The sequence below is a fragment of the Faecalibacterium longum genome (assembly GCF_040094125.1).
Taxonomy (GTDB): domain Bacteria; phylum Bacillota; class Clostridia; order Oscillospirales; family Ruminococcaceae; genus Faecalibacterium; species Faecalibacterium longum.
In genome coordinates this window covers 1-19,414 of record NZ_JBBNIH010000107.1, presented here as the reverse complement: position 1 = coordinate 19,414, position 19,414 = coordinate 1, and the positions used below count along the sequence as shown (strand labels likewise).

General features: G+C 58.0%; 20 protein-coding genes and 1 tRNA gene. 9 read left to right on the top strand and 12 right to left on the bottom strand.

Going from position 1 to position 19,414, the window contains the following annotated elements; genetic code table 11:
* Positions 1-92 precede the first annotated feature (92 nt).
* Positions 93-416, bottom strand: a complete 324-nt coding sequence (locus tag AAAU26_RS04435; protein ID WP_015565276.1) for a rhodanese-like domain-containing protein — start codon at positions 414-416, stop codon at positions 93-95.
* Between the two features lie 170 nt (positions 417-586).
* On the opposite strand from AAAU26_RS04435, the gene AAAU26_RS04430 reads away from it, so the two are divergent.
* The 5 genes from AAAU26_RS04430 (at position 587) to AAAU26_RS04410 (ending at position 3,125) form a co-directional block, all read left to right on the top strand.
* Entirely contained in the window at positions 587-1,036 is a 450-nt protein-coding gene (locus AAAU26_RS04430; protein ID WP_158395944.1) for an RrF2 family transcriptional regulator, read from the top strand.
* 62 nt (positions 1,037-1,098) lie between these two features.
* Positions 1,099-1,171, top strand: a tRNA-Pro gene (locus AAAU26_RS04425).
* Positions 1,172-1,320: 149 nt separating this feature from the next.
* Complete coding sequence (locus AAAU26_RS04420; protein WP_158395942.1) at positions 1,321-1,677, top strand: hypothetical protein; 357 nt, start codon at positions 1,321-1,323, stop codon at positions 1,675-1,677.
* Position 1,678: 1 nt separating this feature from the next.
* Entirely contained in the window at positions 1,679-2,089 is a 411-nt protein-coding gene (locus tag AAAU26_RS04415) for a peptide deformylase (RefSeq protein WP_158395940.1), read from the top strand.
* A gap of 160 nt (positions 2,090-2,249) precedes the next feature.
* A complete protein-coding gene (locus AAAU26_RS04410; RefSeq protein ID WP_227619609.1) occupies positions 2,250-3,125 on the top strand; it encodes a hypothetical protein in 876 nt (291 codons plus the stop codon).
* A gap of 62 nt (positions 3,126-3,187) precedes the next feature.
* Here the strand turns inward: AAAU26_RS04410 and AAAU26_RS04405 are convergent, their stop codons facing one another.
* From AAAU26_RS04405 to AAAU26_RS04385, 5 genes are all read right to left on the bottom strand, one after another.
* The gene (locus tag AAAU26_RS04405) at positions 3,188-3,988 is read right to left on the bottom strand and encodes a gluconate 5-dehydrogenase (protein ID WP_158395936.1); all 801 of its coding nucleotides are present in this window, start codon (positions 3,986-3,988) and stop codon (positions 3,188-3,190) included.
* A gap of 82 nt (positions 3,989-4,070) precedes the next feature.
* The gene (kduI, locus tag AAAU26_RS04400) at positions 4,071-4,919 is read right to left on the bottom strand and encodes a 5-dehydro-4-deoxy-D-glucuronate isomerase (protein WP_149794910.1); all 849 of its coding nucleotides are present in this window, start codon (positions 4,917-4,919) and stop codon (positions 4,071-4,073) included.
* Positions 4,920-4,938: 19 nt separating this feature from the next.
* Complete coding sequence (locus tag AAAU26_RS04395) at positions 4,939-5,964, bottom strand: sugar kinase (protein WP_149794909.1); 1,026 nt, start codon at positions 5,962-5,964, stop codon at positions 4,939-4,941.
* Positions 5,965-6,033: 69 nt separating this feature from the next.
* The gene (eda, locus tag AAAU26_RS04390; protein ID WP_227619608.1) at positions 6,034-6,996 is read right to left on the bottom strand and encodes a bifunctional 4-hydroxy-2-oxoglutarate aldolase/2-dehydro-3-deoxy-phosphogluconate aldolase; all 963 of its coding nucleotides are present in this window, start codon (positions 6,994-6,996) and stop codon (positions 6,034-6,036) included.
* 187 nt (positions 6,997-7,183) lie between these two features.
* On the bottom strand, positions 7,184-8,101 hold the full coding sequence (locus tag AAAU26_RS04385; protein ID WP_158395932.1) for a Cof-type HAD-IIB family hydrolase: 918 nt from the start codon (positions 8,099-8,101) through the stop codon (positions 7,184-7,186).
* A gap of 150 nt (positions 8,102-8,251) precedes the next feature.
* On the opposite strand from AAAU26_RS04385, the gene AAAU26_RS04380 reads away from it, so the two are divergent.
* Positions 8,252-8,884, top strand: coding sequence for a phosphatase PAP2 family protein (locus tag AAAU26_RS04380; protein ID WP_227619607.1), 633 nt, complete (start codon positions 8,252-8,254; stop codon positions 8,882-8,884).
* A gap of 129 nt (positions 8,885-9,013) precedes the next feature.
* Positions 9,014-9,715 (top strand): GntR family transcriptional regulator, encoded by a 702-nt coding sequence (locus tag AAAU26_RS04375; protein WP_227619606.1) that lies wholly within the window; start codon positions 9,014-9,016, stop codon positions 9,713-9,715.
* An 80-nt stretch (positions 9,716-9,795) separates the two neighbouring features.
* On the opposite strand, the gene AAAU26_RS04370 is transcribed toward AAAU26_RS04375, so the two are convergent.
* The 4 genes from AAAU26_RS04370 to AAAU26_RS04355 all read right to left on the bottom strand — a co-directional run bounded on the left by AAAU26_RS04370 (position 9,796) and on the right by AAAU26_RS04355 (position 14,260).
* The gene (locus tag AAAU26_RS04370) at positions 9,796-10,677 is read right to left on the bottom strand and encodes an aldose epimerase family protein (RefSeq protein ID WP_217212393.1); all 882 of its coding nucleotides are present in this window, start codon (positions 10,675-10,677) and stop codon (positions 9,796-9,798) included.
* A gap of 5 nt (positions 10,678-10,682) precedes the next feature.
* A complete protein-coding gene (locus AAAU26_RS04365) occupies positions 10,683-10,823 on the bottom strand; it encodes a hypothetical protein (RefSeq protein WP_227619605.1) in 141 nt (46 codons plus the stop codon).
* A gap of 191 nt (positions 10,824-11,014) precedes the next feature.
* Positions 11,015-12,505 carry a UxaA family hydrolase gene (locus tag AAAU26_RS04360; protein ID WP_158395927.1) on the bottom strand — a complete coding sequence of 497 codons (1,491 nt, stop codon included), beginning with the start codon at positions 12,503-12,505 and terminating at the stop codon, positions 11,015-11,017.
* Between the two features lie 240 nt (positions 12,506-12,745).
* Entirely contained in the window at positions 12,746-14,260 is a 1,515-nt protein-coding gene (locus AAAU26_RS04355; RefSeq protein ID WP_227619604.1) for a tagaturonate reductase, read from the bottom strand.
* Between the two features lie 322 nt (positions 14,261-14,582).
* Between AAAU26_RS04355 and uxaC the strand changes: the two genes are divergently transcribed.
* Positions 14,583-16,016 carry a glucuronate isomerase gene (gene uxaC, locus AAAU26_RS04350; protein WP_227619603.1) on the top strand — a complete coding sequence of 478 codons (1,434 nt, stop codon included), beginning with the start codon at positions 14,583-14,585 and terminating at the stop codon, positions 16,014-16,016.
* 125 nt (positions 16,017-16,141) lie between these two features.
* On the opposite strand, the gene murC is transcribed toward uxaC, so the two are convergent.
* A complete protein-coding gene (murC, locus tag AAAU26_RS04345) occupies positions 16,142-17,527 on the bottom strand; it encodes a UDP-N-acetylmuramate--L-alanine ligase (protein WP_158403451.1) in 1,386 nt (461 codons plus the stop codon).
* 331 nt (positions 17,528-17,858) lie between these two features.
* On the opposite strand from murC, the gene AAAU26_RS04340 reads away from it, so the two are divergent.
* Positions 17,859-18,704, top strand: a complete 846-nt coding sequence (locus AAAU26_RS04340; RefSeq protein ID WP_217212385.1) for a DegV family protein — start codon at positions 17,859-17,861, stop codon at positions 18,702-18,704.
* 57 nt (positions 18,705-18,761) lie between these two features.
* On the opposite strand, the gene AAAU26_RS04335 is transcribed toward AAAU26_RS04340, so the two are convergent.
* A complete protein-coding gene (locus tag AAAU26_RS04335) occupies positions 18,762-19,238 on the bottom strand; it encodes an LURP-one-related/scramblase family protein (RefSeq protein WP_207677516.1) in 477 nt (158 codons plus the stop codon).
* Positions 19,239-19,414 lie beyond the last annotated feature (176 nt).

The following is a 19,414-nucleotide window of genomic DNA, read 5'->3' as shown; positions in this document are numbered from 1 at the left end:
TGGTTCTCTTTTGGCACGCAAAAGAGAACTTAGCCCAGCGAAAAAGCGCTCTACCCCCGCGCCACCGGCGCGAGAAAACGCTCTCCGTCACATTAGAAATGCCCCTCAAAGTCCCCTTCGATTTCATAGGGCCAGCTGAGGATGCCGCCGAGGTCGTAGATATTGGTATAGCCCAGCGCATCCAGCTTCTGGACGGCATCAGCGCTGCGGCGGCCGGTGCGGCAGTAGACCAGCCAGGGTGCGTCCTTGTCGGGCAGCACCTCGGCAGCGCGGCTCATCACCTCACCCAGCGGCAGCAGCTTTGCGCCCGGGATATGGCCCACTGCGTACTCGTCCGGCTCCCGCACGTCCACAGCCTGTGCCTTTTTCGCGTCCAGCAGACGGATGGCGGCTGCGGGCTCGATCTTCTGTATCATAAGTGTCTCTCCTTATATCTCTTGTTGCATCATCTTATGATAACAGATATTTTTTGTTCTAGCAAGATGACTTTTCGATATTTCCGCGTCCGGAGCAAAAGGCAGGTTTTTTCACTTTCCAAAAGCGGGTAGTCGTGGTATACTGGAAGGCAAGCAAGGAGAGAACCGCTATGAAATTTTCCACCAAGAGCCGCTATGCGCTGCGGCTGATGGCCGAGCTGGCCCGCTACGCCCCGGGTTCTACCGTCTCGCTGAAGGAGATCAGCGAGCGCCAGCAGCTGAGCCTGAAATATCTGGAGCAGATCGTCACCCCGCTGGCCCGCGTAGGCCTCGTCAAGAGTGAGCGCGGCAGTCAGGGCGGCTACCGCCTGACCAAAGCCCCCGCCGACTACACCGCCGGTGAGATCCTGCGCGCCATTGAGGGCAGCGTTGCCCCCATCCCCTGCCTCGGCAGCGAGACCAACGAATGCCCCATGTCTGACCAGTGCTTCACTCTGCCTTTCTGGGCCGGGCTGGACGATGTGATCAACCAATACATCGACAGCGTCACCCTCGAGCAGCTGGCCCAGAGCCTGCCCGCCGTCAAAGAGGGCTGCGGCTGCTGCGGCACCAAGTCCTGATTTTTCCACCCCCGGGATTGACTCCGCGTCCAAAAAAAGGTATACTATCTAAGTATCACCGCCGGGGTGTTGCGCAGTTGGTAGCGCGCCTGCTTTGGGAGCAGGAGGCCGCGAGTTCGAGTCTCGCCACTCCGATAAAAGGAAAAACCGTGAAGAGCTGCAGGAACATCTGCGCTTTTTGCGGTTTTTTGTTCTGTATTTTTGCTTAAAAGCCGACTGGAATGCACATAAAAAGTGTGATATACTTATCTCACAAACTAACCAAAATCAGGAGGTATCCCGCCATGCCCAGACCCAAAGGAAGCAAGAATAAAGTCAAGACCACTAAAGTGACCGCCGACTTCGCCGCACAAATCGCAGCAAAGCAGGAAGAGAAAGCCGCCGTGGAAGCTGAGATCCTGAAAGTGGCTGCCAGCATCGAAGAGCTGAAGACCGACGTCAAGTCGCTGAACGCCGACCTGAAAGCCAAAAAGGCCTCTGTCAAGAAGCTCGACAAAGAAGTAGCCAAGCTGGAAGCCAGACAGGCCGCTGCCGCCCAGAAAGCCGCCGAGGCATCCAAGAAGGCCGAAGCCGAGGATGTGCTGAAAAAGCTCCTCGCCAGCGGTGTGAGCGCCGACGAAATTCTTGAGAAGCTGAAATAATATGATTCGTGACATCTGCAAAGACGAGCTTTTTCTCGCCCGAAAAGCCGCGCCTGCCCTGCCGGAAGACCTGCCCATCGCGCAGGACCTGCTGGAAACGCTCATCGCCCACAAAGACGGCTGCGTCGGCATGGCAGCGAACATGATAGGCGTCGCTAAACGCATCATCGCATTCGAGAGTGAGGACGGCTATCTCGTCATGTTCAACCCGGTCATCCTCAAAAAGTCCGGGCCGTATGAGACGGAGGAGGGCTGTCTCTCCCTCACCGGCACCCGAAAGACCAAACGCTGGCAGACCATCAAGGTGCAGTGGCAGAACGAAAAGTTCCAGCCCCGCATCAAGACCTTCTCAGGCTGGACAGCAGAGATCATCCAGCACGAGCTCGACCACTGCGACGGCATCATTATCTGAGACAACAAGCGGGAATGCTGCAAAACACAGCATCCCCGCTTGTTTGATTCCCTCTAAAATATCCAAAAGTTTCACGTTTTATCTATTGATTTCCTTTTTCAGGGATGGTATCCTTATCATCAGTCATTTCGACCCGATCCTCTGAAACAGGAGTTATTCTATGAAGAAAAAATTGATTTCCCGCATCGCTGCGGCAGTCGGGATGTGTGTTGCCGTTGCAGTTGCGATCCCTGCCGTCTCCGTACTCGATATGTTCCGCTCTGTGTCCATCGCTGCCGAGCCTTCTGACGTATCCAGTTCGTCCGAAGCCGCATCCGAGAGCGCCGACGCATGGGACCAGCTCTTGACCGACACCAGCAACAGTGAATTTGCCTCTGTCATCGAGCTCGTCGCAGAGGAAAAGGCCGCCTCGGAAGAAACCGCTGCTTCTGAGGAGGCCGTTGCTTCTGAAGAGGCCGCCGAAAGCGCCTCTGCATCCAGCACTTCTGCTGACAACAACTCTTCCAGTGCAGCTTCTTCCTCCAAGGCGGCATCCGAGGCATCCTCCACCAGGCAGACTGCTGCACAGGAGCCGACTGCCTCCCATCCGGCTGCTTCCTCGTCTTCCTCTTCCGCTCCCACCCCTCAGAACGAGTGTGACGCACAGCTTGCACAGTATCTTCTTCAGATGGAAAAGCTGCAGAAGAAGTTCCAGTCGCAACTCTATTCTGTCATCTGCGACGCCTACGATGAGTACATGGAGTACCCCGCCGAAAAGCACAGCCTCGGCCTGAAAGTCTCCATCGTTGTTTCCAAGGGCGGCAAGCTGACCTCCATGCAGAGCGCCTGCGACAAGGAATTCAATGCGCTGCTGTCGGAGATGCGCACCTGCCTGCGGGAGAATGGCCGCGACCAGTCCCTCGCTGACAATGCACAAAAGGCCTACGAGAGTTCCAAGGCTTCCATGGTCAAGGAACTGAAAAACGTGGTCTACAACACTGCCGTCGGAAACGGCAGCGGTGGCTCATGGATACAGTCCCATCGCAATATGGCCTGAGTGCACAAAGATGATACGACAAAAGCCCTGCGGCACGCCGCAGGGCTTTTCTGCTGTCTGATTTACTTAGGCTGTCGGCCGATATAGGCGAGGATGCCGCCGTCGGCGTACAAAATCTGACCGTTCACGAAGTCGGAGGCGTGGGAGGCCAGGAAGACGCAGGGGCCGACCATATCTTCCGGGTCGCCCCAGCGGCCCGCCGGGGTCTTGGCGGTGATGAACTGGTCGAAGGGGTGACGGCTGCCGTCGGGCTGGACCTCACGCAGCGGGGCGGTCTGGGCGGTGGCGATATAGCCCGGACCCATGCCGTTGCACTGGATGTTGTACTCGCCGTACTCGGAGGCGATGTTCTTGGTCAGCATCTTGAGGGCGCCCTTTGCGGCGGCGTAGGCAGAGACGGTCTCGCGGCCCAGCTCGCTCATCATGGAGCAGATGTTGATGATCTTGCCCTCGCGCTTTTCCATCATATCAGGCAGGACAGCCTTGGAGCAGTTGAACGCACCGCCCACATGGACGTCGATGACCCGCATGAAGTCGGCGTGGCTCATCTCGACCATCGGCACCCGCTTCATCAGGCCGGCGTTGTTGACCAGGATGTCCACCGGGCCGACCTCGGCCTTGATCTTCGCCACCATCGCGTTGACGGCGTCCTCATCGGAGACGTCTGCGGCATAGCCGTGAGCGTCAATGCCGGCGGCTTTATAAGCAGCCATTCCCTTCTCAAGGCTGGCCTCGGAAGAGCAGTTGAAGCAGATGGTGGCACCGCACTTGGCCATACCCTCTGCGATGGAGAAGCCGATGCCGTGCGCACCGCCGGTGACGAGGGCGACCTTGCCCTTCAAATCGAAAGCCGATAAATCCATTATATTCCTCCGTCAAAGTTAAATATTTAGCAAAACGCCCCGCATCGGTCTCCCGATGCGGGGCGTTGTATGGTGTACTTGTTTAGCGCAGGTCAGTGGTAGCGATGTTGTCCATGTCGTCAAACTCCATGTTCTCGCCGCCCATTGCCCAGATAAAGGTGTAATTGGAAGTGCCTACGCCGCTGTGGATGCTCCAGGAGGGGCTGATGACAGCGTCCTCGTTGTGCATCACGATGTGGCGGGTCTGCGTGGGCTCGCCGCACATGTGGAACACCACCTGCCCCTCGGGCAGTTCAAAGTAGGTGTAGATCTCCATCCGGCGCTCATGCGTGTGGCTGGGCATGGTGTTCCAGTTGGAGCCGGGCTCCAGCTCGGTCATGCCCATGCTCAGCTGGCAGGTCTTGAGCACGTCGGGGTGGATGAACTGATTGATGGTGCGCTTATTGCAGGTTTCGACGCTGCCCAGAGGACGGTGATTTGCATCAGCCATCTTGATGAGGCGGGTCTCGTAAGAGCAATGTGCCGGAGCGGAGACCATATAGAACTTTGCCGGATGCTCGGGGTCTGCGGAAGCAAACGTAACTTCCTTGGTACCCTGGGTGATATACAGGCAGTCCTTATAGCCCAGCTCGTACTTCACACCGTCGGCCACCACGATGCCCGTGGAGTCCTTGCCGATGTTGAACATACCGATCTCGCGGCGCTCGAGGAAATAGTGGGTGCCAAAGTTGGCCCAGACGTCGATGCCCTTGTCGATGGAGACCGTCTCGTGGACAGGCATACAGCCCAGCGTGACCATGCGGTCCACATGGCTGTAGACAGCCACGACTTCATCCGCCTTGTACAGGCCGGTGATGAGCATCTCGTCGCGCATCTCCTCGGTGGTGTAGCGCTTGAAGTCTTTCTGGTTGCAGGAATAACGGATATCCATAGCGGATCTCCTTTCCTGCTTAGCGCTGGATACGGCCGGAACCGTCGCCGCCAGCCAGCTTCTCGACCTCGGAGACAGTCATCATGTTGTAGTCGCCCTCGATGGTGTGCTTCAGAGCAGAAGCAGCAACAGCGAACTCAACAGCATCCTGAGTGCTCTTGCCGTTCAGCAGAGCGTAGATCAGGCCGCCGCCGAAGGAGTCACCGCCGCCAACGCGGTCGATGATCTTCAGCTCGTACTTCTTGGAGAAGCAGTACTCGTTGGAAGCGACATCGTACAGCATAGCGCTCCAGCCGTTCTCGGAAGCGTTGTGGCTCTCACGCAGGGTGATAGCGACCTTCTCGAAGTGGAACTTGTCAGCCAGCTGCTTGGCAACGCTCTTGTAGCCCTCAGCGTTCAGCTTGCCGCCGTAGATGTCGGTAGCCTCAGCCTCGATGCCGAACACGTCCTTAGCGTCCTCCTCGTTGGAGATGCAGACATCAACGTACTCGCACAGCTTGGTCATAGCCTCACGAGCCTGGTCACGGGTCCACAGCTTGCCGCGGTAGTTCAGGTCGCAGCTGATCTTCACGCCGTGAGCCTTAGCAGCCTTGCAGGCCTCCAGGCAGATCTCGACGACATTTGCGCCCAGAGCCGGGGTGATGCCGGTGAAGTGGAACCAATCGACACCCTCGAAGATCTTATCCCAGTCGAAATCGGAAGGCTGAGCCAGCTGGATCGCGCTGTTGGCACGGTCGTAGATGCAGACAGAGCCGCGCTGAGAAGCGCCCTTCTCGTTGTAGTAGATGCCGACACGGTCACCGCCGCGGGTGATCATGCTGGTATCGACGCCGTAGCGGCGCAGGCTGTTGACAGCGGCCTGGCCGATAGCGTGTGCGGGCAGCTTGGTGACGAAAGCTGCGTCCAGGCCGTAGTTGGCCAGAGAGACAGCGACGTTAGCCTCGCCGCCGCCGAAGGTGAACTCCAGGCTGTTGGCCTGAACGAAGCGCTCGTAGTTGAAGGGCTGCAGACGAACCATCAGCTCGCCAAAGGTAACGACTTTCATAGTGTTTCTCCTTTATGTTTGTATCATCGGATGATCCCGCCGCGGCGGGTCTTGACGGAAAATTCAGACTCAGGCCTGAACCAGGTGGAATGCGAAGCCGGCGATCTCGCCCTCCATGTAGCAGGCGACGGTCTTGCCGTTCTTGACATTCTTGCTGTCGAGGTCGAACTTCACGCCGCGCTGAGACAGGTGGTAGATAGCGCGATCGACGTTGTTGCAGCCGATGGCGATGTGGCCGTTGGTGCCGCGGCCCGGCTTCTTCATGATCTCAAACTCCTTGTTGCCCACGAAGATGCTGGAGTTGCCCGGAGTGACCTTCATGTTCAGCATGGTGGAGATGAGACCTGCGATCTTGGCAGCCTCTTCCTCGTTGCCGGTGTTGATGCCGACGTGGATGAGGTGCAGGCCCAGCATGGTGTCAACAGCTTCCTTGCTCTGAGCGGTGATCTTTGCCCAGTCGCCGGCCTTGATGACGTCGCTCTTGCACATCCAGGTGCCGCCGACAGCGAAGATCTGGTCATAGCCCAGGTAGTCGTTGACGTTCTTGGCGTTGACACCGCCGGTGCACATCCAGCGAGCGCCCTTCAGGGCAGCGCCGATGTTCTTCAGCATACCAACACCGCCGTTTGCCTCAGCGGGGAAGAACTTCAGAGCCTCGCAGCCCATGTTCATAGCCTGCTGCATCTCGCCTGCGGAAGCGGTGCCGGGCATCATGACGCCGCCCTTGTCGATGACGTGCTTGCAGACCTCGGGGTCGAAGCCGGGAGCAACGATGAAGGAAGCACCAGCAGCCATAGCGCGGTCAGCCTGCTCGCAGGTCAGGACAGTGCCGGCGCCCAGCAGCATCTCGGGCATCTCCTCGTGGATCTTGCGGATGCACTCCTCCGCACAAGCGGTGCGGAAGGTGACCTCAGCTGCGGGCAGACCGCCCTCAGTCAGAGCCTTGCACAGGGGCAGGGCCTCGTCTACGCTGTTAAAAGCAATAACAGGGATAATGCCGATCTGATAGACCTTTTCTACGATGGGATTCATAACGCATTTCTCCTTTTTAACATTTGCATGAACTCCTGCGGCTGAGGGCCCCGATGGGCATACCTTCCCCACCGCATATTCGTATCTTTAGTATAAACGAGAGCGGGCCGTTTGGTAATGCTCAACAAGCACAATGTTTTGCATAAGAGCTTGTATACATTGCACAAAAACGCCGAAGCTGTGCCTCTCAGAGCCCCAGACGGGCAAAAATCTCGGCCACACCGTCGTGGTCGTTGTCGTTTTCGCTGACGATGTCGGCCAATTTTCGGATGTGCTCCATGCCGTTTGCCATCACGGCGGCGACGCCTGCCTTTTCCAGCATGGCACGGTCATTCTCGCTGTCACCCACAGCCAGCGTGGCCTCGCGGGGGATGCCCAGATGGTCGGCCAGCGCCAGCAGACTCTCGCCCTTGTTTACTCCGGCGGCGGTGACTTCGATGTTGTCCGGCGACCCCTGCACCACCTCGACGCCCTCGATGGCCGTAAAGCGGGGCAGATACTGCTGCGCCTCTTTCACCGAGTGAAAGAACATGCAGAACTTCTCCACCTCGTGGGCGTGGCGGCTCATCCACTCACTCTGGTCCCGCAGGATGGTGAAGCGGCCATCGTTGGGCTGGATGGCCTCTGTCCCCTTCACCGCCGCCAGACGGGCGAACCGCTCGTCGAAAAAGCGCTGCTGCACCGTGTCGCGGAGAGCGCGCCCGTCGCTGAAGATGTTCAGCCCGCCGGGCAGGCCGTGGAACGCCTCGTAGACCTCCCGGGCCTTTTCCACCGGGAAGCACCGCCGGACGATGCACTCCGGCTGGCTCGTCTCATGCTCTGCGGCGTTGGCATACCGGCTGTAGACACAGCCCAGCGGGTCGCCGCCGAGATCCCAGACCGCCGCACCGTTGGAGGTGAGAGCATAATGCACCCAGGGCTGTTTCGCCACTACCGGCGGCAGGCTGGCCAGCGGGCGGCCTGTAGCCGGGATGACCACGACGCCCCGGTCAGACGCCTCGGACAGCACCTTCTGCGTGTAGGGCGAGACTTCGCCGTTGCTGTTGAGCAGGGTGCCGTCCAGATCGAGGGCCGCAAGAAGGATGGAGTGAGATGAAGTAGACATGAAAGCTCCTTTGCGCTTGTAAGTACACGTTTTCTGCCCCGGCACTCCGCCGGGACAGGCTGTCTTTATTCTATAACAGCAAATGGATTTGCGCAAGTCGGACAAGTGTGGTAAAATGTATCATCGTATGATAAAAATAAGGAGCTCTCCATGAAAACTTCTCTTTTTCGCGCACGGCCCCACCTGTGGTATCAGCTGTACTGGGTGGTCTACCTCATCTGGTTCTTCTGGCTGGACCTCACCGTCACCGACCCGAACTATATCATCCACAGCCCGCTGGACGACTTCATCCCCTTCAACGAGTGGTTCATCTTTCCTTACGGCAGCTGGTTCTTCCTGCTGGCGGGCGTCACGGCACTGCTCTGGTGGTTCGACACCGCCAGCTATGATAAGCTGTGCCTCATGATGTTCTCAGGCATGACCTTCTGCCTCATCCTCTATATGGTGCTGCCCAACGGCCTCGACATCCGCCCCACGGTGGAAGAAGTGGGCCGCAGCAACATCGCCATGACTCTGATGCAGCTCATCTGGAAAGCCGACGCTTCGGTGAACGTCTGCCCCTCCATCCACTGCCAGAGCTCGGCCTGTATGGCCATCGCCTTCTCGGGCAGCACGCTGGCGAAAGACCGCCCGTGGCTCAAAGTGCTGGCCTTCGGCTGGGCGGCGCTCATCTGCGCGTCCACCGTCTTTACCAAGCAGCACTCCATCATCGACGTCTTCTGCGGGCTGGCCGTGGCATTCATCTGGGTGCCGGTGCTCTATCTCCGTCCCCGGAAGCGTTGAACTTTTTGGTAAAATATACAGTTTTTTGTTGCCGCTGCTCTTGACGGCGCTGATGCCCGCGGTTACAATGGTGGTAGCTGATATATCACATTTCCGGGCATTGCCCGTTTCAGAAGGAGCGTGACTGCAATGGCATCACGAAGCGCACGGGAGGTCGCCTATGAGACCATCCGCAGCCGCATCATCACCATGGACCTCAAGCCCGGCGACGAGCTGAACGACCGGGAGCTGGCCCAGGAGCTGGGCATCAGCCGCACCCCCATGCGGGAAGCCCTCATCATGCTGAACATTGCCCACATGGTGGTCATCAAGCCCCAGAGCGGCACCCACGTGGCCCCCATCGACCTCAAGCTGATGGAGATGGAGCAGTTCGCCCGCTTCACGCTGGAAAAAGAGATCCTGAACCGCATCCGGGGCCGTCTGACTGCCGAGCAGGAAGCCGCCTACCGGCTCAATCTCGAGAGCTACCGCCAGCTGGAGCGCGACCCCGACGCCGAAAACCGGGAGACCCGGATGCTTGACCTCGACAATGCCTTCCACCGCCGGGCCTTCCAGCTCTGCGGCATGGAGGAGCACTTCGACCATATGCTCTCCACCTTCCAGCACATCGAGCGGCTGCGCAAGTTCAGCCTGCAGACCGAGGAGAACAAATCCGTCTGCGCGGCCCACACCCGCATCCTCGAAGCCGTCCTGCGCGGCTCCGAAGAAGACCTCAGCCGCGCCCTCAGCGACCACCTCAACCGCTACAAGCTCTCGGTGGAGCAGGCCCGCCAGCGCCACCCCGAGTATTTCACGGAAGGGACGGTCCGCCCGGTGGATTACCACATCTGAATCTGGCACAACACAAAAACGCCGCACAGCGTCTCAAAAATCGCTGTGCGGCGTTTTGTTATGCGTTATGGTTCAGAAGCTCAGACCTTCTCGATGGTGATGCTCCACTCGCTGGTCATGGCCTCATCGACGTCCAGCACCTCGTGCTTACCCTCTTCGTTGACACTGTTGGCCCAGCCGTTCCAGGGCTCCATGCAGACGAAGTTCTCGGCATCCTGCTGCCAGAGCACGCCCTTGTCGAAGGTCTCGTCAGCATCCACAGTGACCTTGTGGCCGTTGCCCTTGTCGGTGAAGGTCATGGGGAACTGAACACCGGTCATCAGACGGATGGTGTTGTCTGCGCCCTCCTTGCGGGTGAGGGTGATCTTCTCGGGAGCGGCGGGCTGCTCACCCTTGGCGTTCTCGGAGCAGGTGGCGCACTTGATGTCGAAGTCCACGTTCTCCAGAGCGGAAGCCATGAAGTAGGGGTGGTAGCCGAAGCTGAAGGGCATCGGCTTGTCGCCCTCGTTGATGACGGTCAGGCTGATGGCGGCCTTGTTGCCCTCGAGGTTGTAGTTCACCAGCAGGGTGAAGTCGAACGGGTAGAGGAACTTGGTCAGCGGGGTGGATTCCAGAGCCAGCGTCACGCCGTCGGGGCCGACGCTCTCCACGTCCCATGCGCACAGGTCCGCGAAGCCATGGGTCTCCATGGGGTAAGCCTTGCCGTCAAAGTTGTGGACGCCGCCGTCGGGGTTGCCGCAGCTGGGGAAGAGCACCGGCACACCGAAGCGGGGGCGGTTGCACTCGGAGAAGTTGGGGCGGCGGGTCCAGATGTACTCGTCGCCGTCGAGGGTGAAGCCGGTGATCATACCGCCGCGCTCGGGGGTGATGGTCAGGCTGGTCTTTGCGGCAGGGTCGGTGATGACGTACTGCTCATAGCATGCACCGTTCTCGGTGACGTACTGGGTGGTGATCTGGTTCATAAATTTCAGTCCTCCGTATGTTTCTGTTTTTTCTGGTATTCCGCCAGTTTTTCAAAATAGTAATCAATGCCGTAGCGGATGAAGTATTTGATGATGCGGACCGCGATGCAGATGATCGCTGCATAAACAAGCAGTGCAAAAAACATTGCTCCATTGGCCCCTATTCTCATAAAATTCTCCTTTCGCAATGCACAAAAAGGCCGCCGTATCGCAAAAAGTGCGTACAGCAGCCTTTATTTTGGTCACAAAGATACACTCCAGACCCTTTCAAAGGCGGCTGTTTTGTGACACGCGATTCGCGGCTGTTGCCAACGTATTAAAAATACGCGAATCGCAGTTACAGCACGACGCCGTCCTTGAAGATGGAGATCTCGCGGAAGCCGTGCTTCTCGGCCTTGGTCTGCTCACCGCTGGCAACGCGGATGACCAGATCCAGCAGGTCTTTTGCGGCCTCGTCGATGGTCTTTTCGCCGTCTGCGATAACGCCGGTGTTGAAGTCGATCCAGCCCGACTTCTTCTCTGCCAGCGGGGTGTTGGTAGAGATCTTCAGGGTGGGAGCCGGAGCGGAGAACGGCGTGCCGCGGCCAGTGGAAAAGAGGATGAGGTGTGCGCCTGCGGCGGTCATGGCAGTGGCGGACACGAGGTCATTGCCGGGGCCGTAGAGCATATTCAGGCCCTTGGTGACGACGGGGTCGCCGTAGCCGATGACGTCCATGATGGGGGCGGTGCCGCCCTTCTGGACGCAGCCGCAGCTCTTGTCTTCCAGCGTGGTGATGCCGCCCTGCTTGTTGCCCGGAGAGGGATTGTCGTAAACGACCTCATTGTGGCTGATGAAGTACTCTTTGAAGCCGTTGATCATGTGCTCGGCCTTGACGAAGACATCGCGGTCGATGCAGCGGTCCATCAGGAAGCCCTCGGCGCCGAACATCTCCGGCACCTCGGTCAGGACGGTGGAGCCGCCCCGCTGGCCCATCATATCGGAGAAGCGGCCGATGGTGGGGTTGGCAGTGATGCCGGACAGGCCGTCAGAGCCGCCGCACTTCATGCCGACCACCAGCTCACTCACGGGGATGGGCTCACGCTTGAACTGGCCGGCGTAAGCAGCCAGCTCCTTCAGGATGTCGCGGGCAGCGGTGAACTCGTCGTCCACGTCCTGGCAGGTCAGGAACTTCACGCGGTCGTGGTCATACTCGCCCAGCTCTTCCACGAACTGGTCGTGCTGCAGGTTCTCGCAGCCCAGATGCAGCACCAGAACGGCAGCGGCATTGGGGTGGCGGACCAGAGCGGCCAGCAGCTTGCGGGTCTGCGCATGGTCATGACCGGTCTGGCTGCAGCCGAAGGGGTGGGTGAAGGTGTAGAGGCCCTCGATGGTACCGGTGACGAGGTCCTGATTGTCGGCCACCATCTTCTTGGCGATGTCGTTGACACAGCCGACGGTGGGGATGATCCAGATCTCGTTGCGGATGGCGGCGCGGCCATCCTTGCGGCGGAAGCCCATGAAGGTCTCGGGCTCCACCTTGGGCAGCGGGGCCAGATCGGGGGAGGGGTTATAGCTGTATTCTACCTCACCGGAGAGGTTGGTGTGGACATTGTGGGTGTGCATCCAGGTACCCGGCTCAGCGTCGGCGGTGGCGTGGCCGATGGGGAAGCCATACTTGATGACGTTCTCGCCGTTCTTGATGGGCTTGACAGCCATCTTATGGCCCTGAGGGATGTCCTCCAGCGCGGTAACGGCAAGGCCGTCCACCTCGACGAGGGTACCCTTGGCAATGGGATGCAGAGCGACAACGACGTTGTCGATGGGGCTGATATGGATCGCCTGCGGCATAGTTTTTCTCCTACTCTTTCATGAGAAGCTGTTTTCATAAGCATTGCACACCGCCCGAACGGCCTTTTTTGCTCGCATACTGCGTTGCTTTCCCTTGCAATCCGCCGAGGATTGCTGCGGAAAACCGCCTTGTCTGCGGGCAAAAATTCTCGTCGTTCGGCGCACCCTGCTTACGAAACCATCTTCTAAGCCAAAAGGGCTGCTGCCCAAAGCAGCAGCCCTTTTGTGCAAATTTTCAGCTTACAGGCAGCTCTTGTAAGCAGCCTCGGCACCCTCGGTGCGGATGAGCTCCAGGTCTGCCAGAACAGCGGCCTCGAGGCCCTCGATCTTGGTCAGGTCCTGATCCCACATCTGGGTGTTGGTCAGAACGGCGTTCACCAGCTGAGCAGCGGTGTCGTCCTTGTGTGCATAGTAGAAGTCCAGAGCCCATGCGTCATCCTGGATCTTGTAGGTGTTGCCCGCCGGGCGCTTGCAGATGAGGCCGTCAGCAGTGCGCTCCTGAATGTCGTTGGAGTAGAAAGCGATATAAGCAGCCAGAGACATGGTCAGGCACTTGGGCAGCTTCTTCTGCTCCTCGATATAAGTCAGGAAGGAAGGCATGTTGCGGGCCTTCCACTTGGAGGTGGAGTTCAGGGAGATGCTCATCAGCTCGTGGTTGATGAACGGGTTGTTGAAGCGGTCCTGCACAGCAGAAGCGAACTCCTCGAGGTCCTTCTTGTCCAGAGGCAGGGTGGGGATGACTTCCTCGTGCAGCATCTTGTTCATGAAGCCGCGGATGGTGTCGTTGTGCATGCAGTCACGCACGATGTCGAAGCCGGCCAGATATGCGCCCAGAACGAAACCGGTGTGAGCACCGTTCAGGATGCGGACCTTGCGCTTCTTGTAGGGGGTGACATCGGGGACGACCATGACGTTGACGCCGGCCTTCTTGAACGGCAGCTTGTCCTCCAGACCATCGGGGCCTTCGATGACCCAGACGCCGAAGACTTCGCCGACATCCAGAGCCTTATCGGTGTAGCCGTTGGCCTCTTCCAGAGCAGCCATCTCCTTCGGGTCACGGATGCGGCCCGGGACGATGCGGTCCACCAGAGTGGAGCAGAAGGTGTTGGCGTTGTTCATCCAGTCGATGAAGGCAGCGTCGAGGTTCCAGTCCTTCGCGTAGTTGTTGCAGCACTTCTGCAGCTCCTTGCCGTTGTTGTCGATGAGCTCGCAGGAGAGGATGATCAGACCCTTGTCAGCAGCGCCCTTGAAGGCGGTGTAACGCTCATAGAGTACGCGGGTCAGCTTTGCAGGGAAGCTGTTGGGAGGCACCTGGTCAAACTGGCTGTCGCCCTGCGTGTAGGCGATGCCGGCCTCAGTGGTGTTGGAGACGACGATCTCCAGGTCCTCAGAGCGGGCCAGAGCCAGCACTTCGTCCCACTTGCCCTCGGAGTAGGGGCAGACGCAGTCATGCACACAGGAGATGACGCGCTTTGCATCGACCTTCTGGCCCTTCTCGCTGCCGCGCAGGTACAGAGTGTACAGACCCTCCTGCTCGTTGATCCAGTCAGCCATCTGGGGGAAGTTTGCGATGGGCTGGACGAGCTTGACCTTGCCGTTGTAGCCAGCCTTCTCGTTGGCAATATCAAAGAAGTAATCCACGAATGCGCGCAGGAAGTTGCCCTCACCGAACTGCATCACCTTGACGGGTGCGTCCTTGAGGATATAACCGTTGTAGCCGGTGCTTTCCAGGACCTTGTAATTCAAAGTTTCCATTTGAGTGTCTCCTTTTATCAGATTGCTTTGCCTTTCACGGGGGGCAGCCTGAGCCGCGCCCTTCTCTGCCTCTATTTTATGCTGTTGTATACAAATAAGTCAAGTGCTTCTCAACAGTTTTTTGCCGGGAAAGGGGTCATTTTTATAAAAACCAGCGAATTGTACAAGTCCGCACGAGATTTTTGGGCAGTTTTTCAGTTGTATACATCGGCATTTTCCGGTATACTAAAAGCAGGAATGGCCTGTTTGCACGGAACAGGCCGATGCCCTACTATAAGAATGTTTCAAACTGTCATGACCATTGAAAAAAGGAGTTCTGACCATGAAAGCATTTATGGATAAGGAGTTCATGCTCCAGTCGCCCACCGCACAGCACCTGTATCACGCTTACGCTGAGGATATGCCCATCTGCGATTACCACTGCCACATTCCTCCCCGTGAGATCTACGAGAACCGCCGCTTCGACAACATCGCTCAGGTCTGGCTGGGCGGCCGCAACCCGGACGGCAGCTACTTCGGCGACCACTACAAGTGGCGCGTCATGCGCTCCAACGGCGTGCCTGAGGAGTACATCACCGGCGACAAGCCTGACCGCGAGCGCTTCCAGAAGTTCGCTGAGGCTCTGCCCATGGCCATCGGCAACCCGATGTACCACTGGACCAATCTGGAGCTGCACACCTTCTTCGGCTACGACGGCGTGCTGAACGGCGACACCGCTGAGGAAGTCTGGAACCTGTGCAACGACAAGCTCCAGCACGACCCCAAGCTGACCGTCCGCGGCCTCATCGAGCAGAGCAACGTGGCCTTCATCGGCACCACCGATGACCCCATCGACAGCCTCGAGTGGCACAAGAAGATCAAGGAAGACCCCACCATCAAGTTCACCGTGGCTCCTTCCTTCCGCCCCGACAAGGCCCTCAACATCAACAAGCCCGGCTTTGCTGAGTACATGGGCAAGCTGGCCGCTGCTGTCGGCAAGGAGAAGCTGGCCTGCATCAACTGCGTCACCAGCGCTCTGACCGACCGCATCGAGTTCTTCGCCGAGATGGGCTGCCGCGCTTCTGACCACGGTCTGGACTACATCCCCTACCGTGAGGCCACTAAGGAAGAGGTCAATGCCATCTACCAGAAGGTCATGGCCGGCGAGACCTGCACTCCGGAAGAGGCCGAGAAGTATCAGACCTACATCCTCATCCACCTGGGCAAGCAGTATCACCGCCTCGGCATCGCCATGCAGATCCACTACAACTGCCTGCGCGGCGTCAACCGCAAGATGAACACCCTGCTGGGACCCGACACCGGCTACGACATGATCAACACCGCTACCTGCGGCGGCGAGATCGCAGCTCTGCTGAGCGCCCTGAACGACACCGACGAGTGCCCCAAAACCATCATCTACAGCCTGAACCCCGGCGATGATGCTCAGATCGGCACCATCCTCGGCTGCTTCCAGAACAGCGAGATCCCGGGCAAGATCCAGCACGGCTCCGCATGGTGGTTCAATGACCACAAGATCGGCATGGAAGAGCAGATGTCCCGTCTGGCCAGCCTCGGCCTGCTGGGCAACTTCGTCGGTATGCTGACCGACAGCCGCAGCTTCCTGAGCTACACCCGCCACGATTACTTCCGCCGCATCCTCTGCAACCTCATCGGTCAGTGGGTCGAGGACGGCGAGTATCCCAACGACGAGAAGGCTCTGGAGAAGATCGTCAAGGGCATCTGCTTCGACAACGCAAAGCGCTACTTCAATCTGTAATCTCTCCTGAGTTACCCAAGACCTCCGCCGTCCACGGACTGCGGAGGTCTTTTTTGCCCGTAAATAAAACGCCCCCGCATCAGCCATTTCAGCCGATGCAGGGGCATTGCTATCTCTTTTGGGATTTACTTGTTATTGTCAGCGACCATCATCTTGCTGGCCTTGTAGATGTCGCCGCAGCCCAGCGTGATGACCAGATCGCCTTCCCGGGCGTTCTGCTTCACCCAGTCGGCAGCAGCCTCCAGACTGTCCACCAGCACCGAGCCGGGGATCTGAGCGGCCAGCTTTGCGCTGGTGATGGTGGGGTCGTTGGGCTCACGGCTGCCCATGATGGGGGTAATGACTGCCACATCGGGGATCTTGAGCACATCCACAAAGTCGTTGAACAGCATCTTGGTGCGGCTGTATGTAAACGGCTGGTGGACGGCGATGAGGCGCTTGTAGCCCAGTTCCTTGGCGGTGTTCAGGGTCGCACGCAGCTCGGTGGGGTGATGAGCGTAGTCATCCACCACCACAGCACCGTTGCACTCACCGTAGACCTCGAAACGGCGTCCTGCGCCCTTGAAGCTTGCGGCAGCGGCGGCGCACTGCTCCACGGTCAGGCCCGCAAAACGGCAGACCGCGCACATGGCCAGCGCATTGTAGATGTTGTGACGGCCCGGCACAGCCAGACGGATGTGGCCCGTCACCTTGCTCCACTCCTTCAAATCGAACTCGAAGAAGCCGGGCTTATACTCCTGCACATTGATGGCCTGATAATCGCCGTCGTTGTCGATGCCGAAGGTGCGCACACGGCGGTCAAGAGTGTACATGACGTCCATCGTGTTCTTGTCGTCGGCGTTGGCGAAGATCATGAACTGGGTCATCAGGGCAAAGCGCTTGAAGGCGAACTTCAGCTCACCCATGCTGCCGTAGTAGTCCAGATGGTCGTTGTCGATGTTCAGCACGACGGAGAGGTAGGGAGTCAGCTTCAGGAAGGTCTCGGAGAACTCGCAGGCTTCGATGACGATGTCATCGCCCTTGCCGGCCTTGCCGTAGCCGTGGATGAGGGGCAGCTTGCCGCCGATGACCGCAGAGGGATCGCGGCCTGCCAGCTCCAGAGCAGTGGTGATCATGGAGGTGGTCGTGGTCTTGCCATGGGTACCGGAGACGCAGATGCTCTGCTTGTACAGACGGCTCACATAGCCCAGCAGGACGCTGCGCTCCACCGTCGTGATGCCGTAGGAGGCTGCCGCATTCAGCTCCACATTGTCCTTTGCGATGGCGGCAGAGTAGACCACCAGGTCTGCACCGACGACATTATCGGCGCTGTGGCCCAGCGTGACCTTGACACCCATCTCCCGCTCGGAGCGGATGATACTGCCGTCCAGCACATCGCTGCCCGAAATGTCGTAGCCCTTTGCGGAGAGGATCTGGATGAGAGGATACATACCGCTGCCGCCGCAGCCGATGAAGTGTATCTTCTTCACATTATCCAGCAAATGCTGGGTGTAGTCGGTGTACATGAACATAGAAAGCAACCTCCAATAATATAAACGGCCGCTGGGCAGACCGTATCCATTCTAGTGACACATAGTATTATATAATTTTTGGAGCACAAAATAAACACTTCGGAGCGAATTTTCGGAAAGAACTATAAATTGACCGGCACTTTTGTGCTTTGTGTACAGAATCCGAGGCTTTACGAGATACTTTTTGACGCTTCATAAAAGATTTACATTTTACTCCGGATAAATAGATAACGATCTTGAGATTTTTGTGTTATAGTTATAAAGGAAATTTTGCTGCGGCAGCGCCTGCACCGACGTCGGCTGCTCCCGGCACGAAAAGAGGAGACACCTTTTGAACATCAAGATCACCGCCGACAGCACCTGTGATTTGTCCGAAGAGCTGCTGCGGCAATGGAACATTTCTCTGATGCCCATGCACATCCTGATGGGCGACGATACTTATCTGGACGGCGTCACCATTCATCCGGCTGACGTCTTTGCCCATGTGGATGCAGGCGGCCAGACCCCGAAATCCGCTGCCGCAAACCCCGTGGAGTACATCGATTTCTTCGAGCCCTTTGCCAAGGAGTATGACGCCGTCATCCACATCTCGGTCAGCGCCAAGCTTTCCTCCTGCTACCAGAACGCCTGCCTTGCCGCACAGGAATACGCCAACGTGTCCGTCATCGACAGCGAGAACATCTGCACCGGTCAGGGCTATCTTGTCCTTCGTGCCGCCAAGTGGGCTGCGGATGGCCTGACGGCCCGGAACATCTGTATGCGCCTCCAGAGCCTCGCCAACCGGGTCGAGCTGAGCTTTGTGCTCAACCAGCTCAACTACATGGCCAAGAGCGGGCGCTGCTCCGGCGTGCTGGCGTTCGGCGCCAACATTCTGGGCATCAAACCCAGCCTCGCCATCATCGACGGTGAGCTGAAGGTCGTCAGGAAGTACCGCGGCAGTCTGCCCATCTGCGTGGGCAAGTACATCACCGACCTGCTGGATGGCCGGGACGACATCGACAACAGCATGGTCTTTATCTCGTCCTGCCAGCCCAAACCCGGCTGCATGGAGGCCATCAAAGCCGGTCTGCGCAAATACGGCAAGTTTGAGAACATTATTGAGACCGACATCGGCACGACCATCGGCGGCTACTCCGGCCCCGGCACCATCGGCATCGTATTTGCGAATAAAGTTTAATCGGCATTCAACCAAAGCGGCCCTGCCATGTGGAGAATTCCACGGCAGGGCCGCTTTTTAGTTCCGAGAACACTTTTCCGCGTCGATGGCCAGCACGAACATCAGCACATACAGCGCATCCTCCGGATCTGCAATGTCCAGCACATAAGTATCCGTCCAGTGGAGCAGCTCCTTTGAGATCGCCGCCACCTTTTCCCCATCCGGCCCGGTGATGGTGTAGTCCCATTCCGTCCAGTCGCCTTCGATGTGCCAGCCGTTGAAGTCGATATTATACCGTGGTTTGAACCAGCCCCACGGTTCTTTTTTCAGGGTGCCGATGCAGTCGCTCCCCTCGTAAAGTTCGAATTGGGGCCACCAGGAAAAAATCTGCTCCCTCACGGTACCCAGCTCATGCTCCTCGCTGGCGTCGAATATTTTCAGGCAGTGTCCCCACGAGAGCTGCCCTTTCACGACATAGACCGTATTTTCGTTTTCGTCGTAAATGTCATAGCTGTCAAACCAGGTAAATGCACGCTGTTTGAATAAAAGCTTCATGCTGTCCTCCTTGGCATTCCTGCCGCATTGCAGACACCTTTATCCTATATACGATTGAGGACGGCATTTTCATGCAGGAACTGGGAAATTTTTTCATCGGCAAGAGCTTTGGACGAAAAAAGCAAAAAGAAAACGCTCCAAGATTTCTCTTAGAGCGTTTTGATCAAGTCGGCGAC

Coding starts and splice junctions, on each gene's coding strand:
- AAAU26_RS04435 (WP_015565276.1), bottom strand. CDS start 416: ATGATACAGAAGATCGAGCCCGCAGCCGCCATCCGTCTGCTGGACGCG.
- AAAU26_RS04430 (WP_158395944.1), top strand. CDS start 587: ATGAAATTTTCCACCAAGAGCCGCTATGCGCTGCGGCTGATGGCCGAG.
- AAAU26_RS04420 (WP_158395942.1), top strand. CDS start 1,321: ATGCCCAGACCCAAAGGAAGCAAGAATAAAGTCAAGACCACTAAAGTG.
- AAAU26_RS04415 (WP_158395940.1), top strand. CDS start 1,679: ATGATTCGTGACATCTGCAAAGACGAGCTTTTTCTCGCCCGAAAAGCC.
- AAAU26_RS04410 (WP_227619609.1), top strand. CDS start 2,250: ATGAAGAAAAAATTGATTTCCCGCATCGCTGCGGCAGTCGGGATGTGT.
- AAAU26_RS04405 (WP_158395936.1), bottom strand. CDS start 3,988: ATGGATTTATCGGCTTTCGATTTGAAGGGCAAGGTCGCCCTCGTCACC.
- kduI (WP_149794910.1), bottom strand. CDS start 4,919: ATGGATATCCGTTATTCCTGCAACCAGAAAGACTTCAAGCGCTACACC.
- AAAU26_RS04395 (WP_149794909.1), bottom strand. CDS start 5,964: ATGAAAGTCGTTACCTTTGGCGAGCTGATGGTTCGTCTGCAGCCCTTC.
- eda (WP_227619608.1), bottom strand. CDS start 6,996: ATGAATCCCATCGTAGAAAAGGTCTATCAGATCGGCATTATCCCTGTT.
- AAAU26_RS04385 (WP_158395932.1), bottom strand. CDS start 8,101: ATGTCTACTTCATCTCACTCCATCCTTCTTGCGGCCCTCGATCTGGAC.
- AAAU26_RS04380 (WP_227619607.1), top strand. CDS start 8,252: ATGAAAACTTCTCTTTTTCGCGCACGGCCCCACCTGTGGTATCAGCTG.
- AAAU26_RS04375 (WP_227619606.1), top strand. CDS start 9,014: ATGGCATCACGAAGCGCACGGGAGGTCGCCTATGAGACCATCCGCAGC.
- AAAU26_RS04370 (WP_217212393.1), bottom strand. CDS start 10,677: ATGAACCAGATCACCACCCAGTACGTCACCGAGAACGGTGCATGCTAT.
- AAAU26_RS04365 (WP_227619605.1), bottom strand. CDS start 10,823: ATGTTTTTTGCACTGCTTGTTTATGCAGCGATCATCTGCATCGCGGTC.
- AAAU26_RS04360 (WP_158395927.1), bottom strand. CDS start 12,505: ATGCCGCAGGCGATCCATATCAGCCCCATCGACAACGTCGTTGTCGCT.
- AAAU26_RS04355 (WP_227619604.1), bottom strand. CDS start 14,260: ATGGAAACTTTGAATTACAAGGTCCTGGAAAGCACCGGCTACAACGGT.
- uxaC (WP_227619603.1), top strand. CDS start 14,583: ATGAAAGCATTTATGGATAAGGAGTTCATGCTCCAGTCGCCCACCGCA.
- murC (WP_158403451.1), bottom strand. CDS start 17,527: ATGTTCATGTACACCGACTACACCCAGCATTTGCTGGATAATGTGAAG.
- AAAU26_RS04335 (WP_207677516.1), bottom strand. CDS start 19,238: ATGAAGCTTTTATTCAAACAGCGTGCATTTACCTGGTTTGACAGCTAT.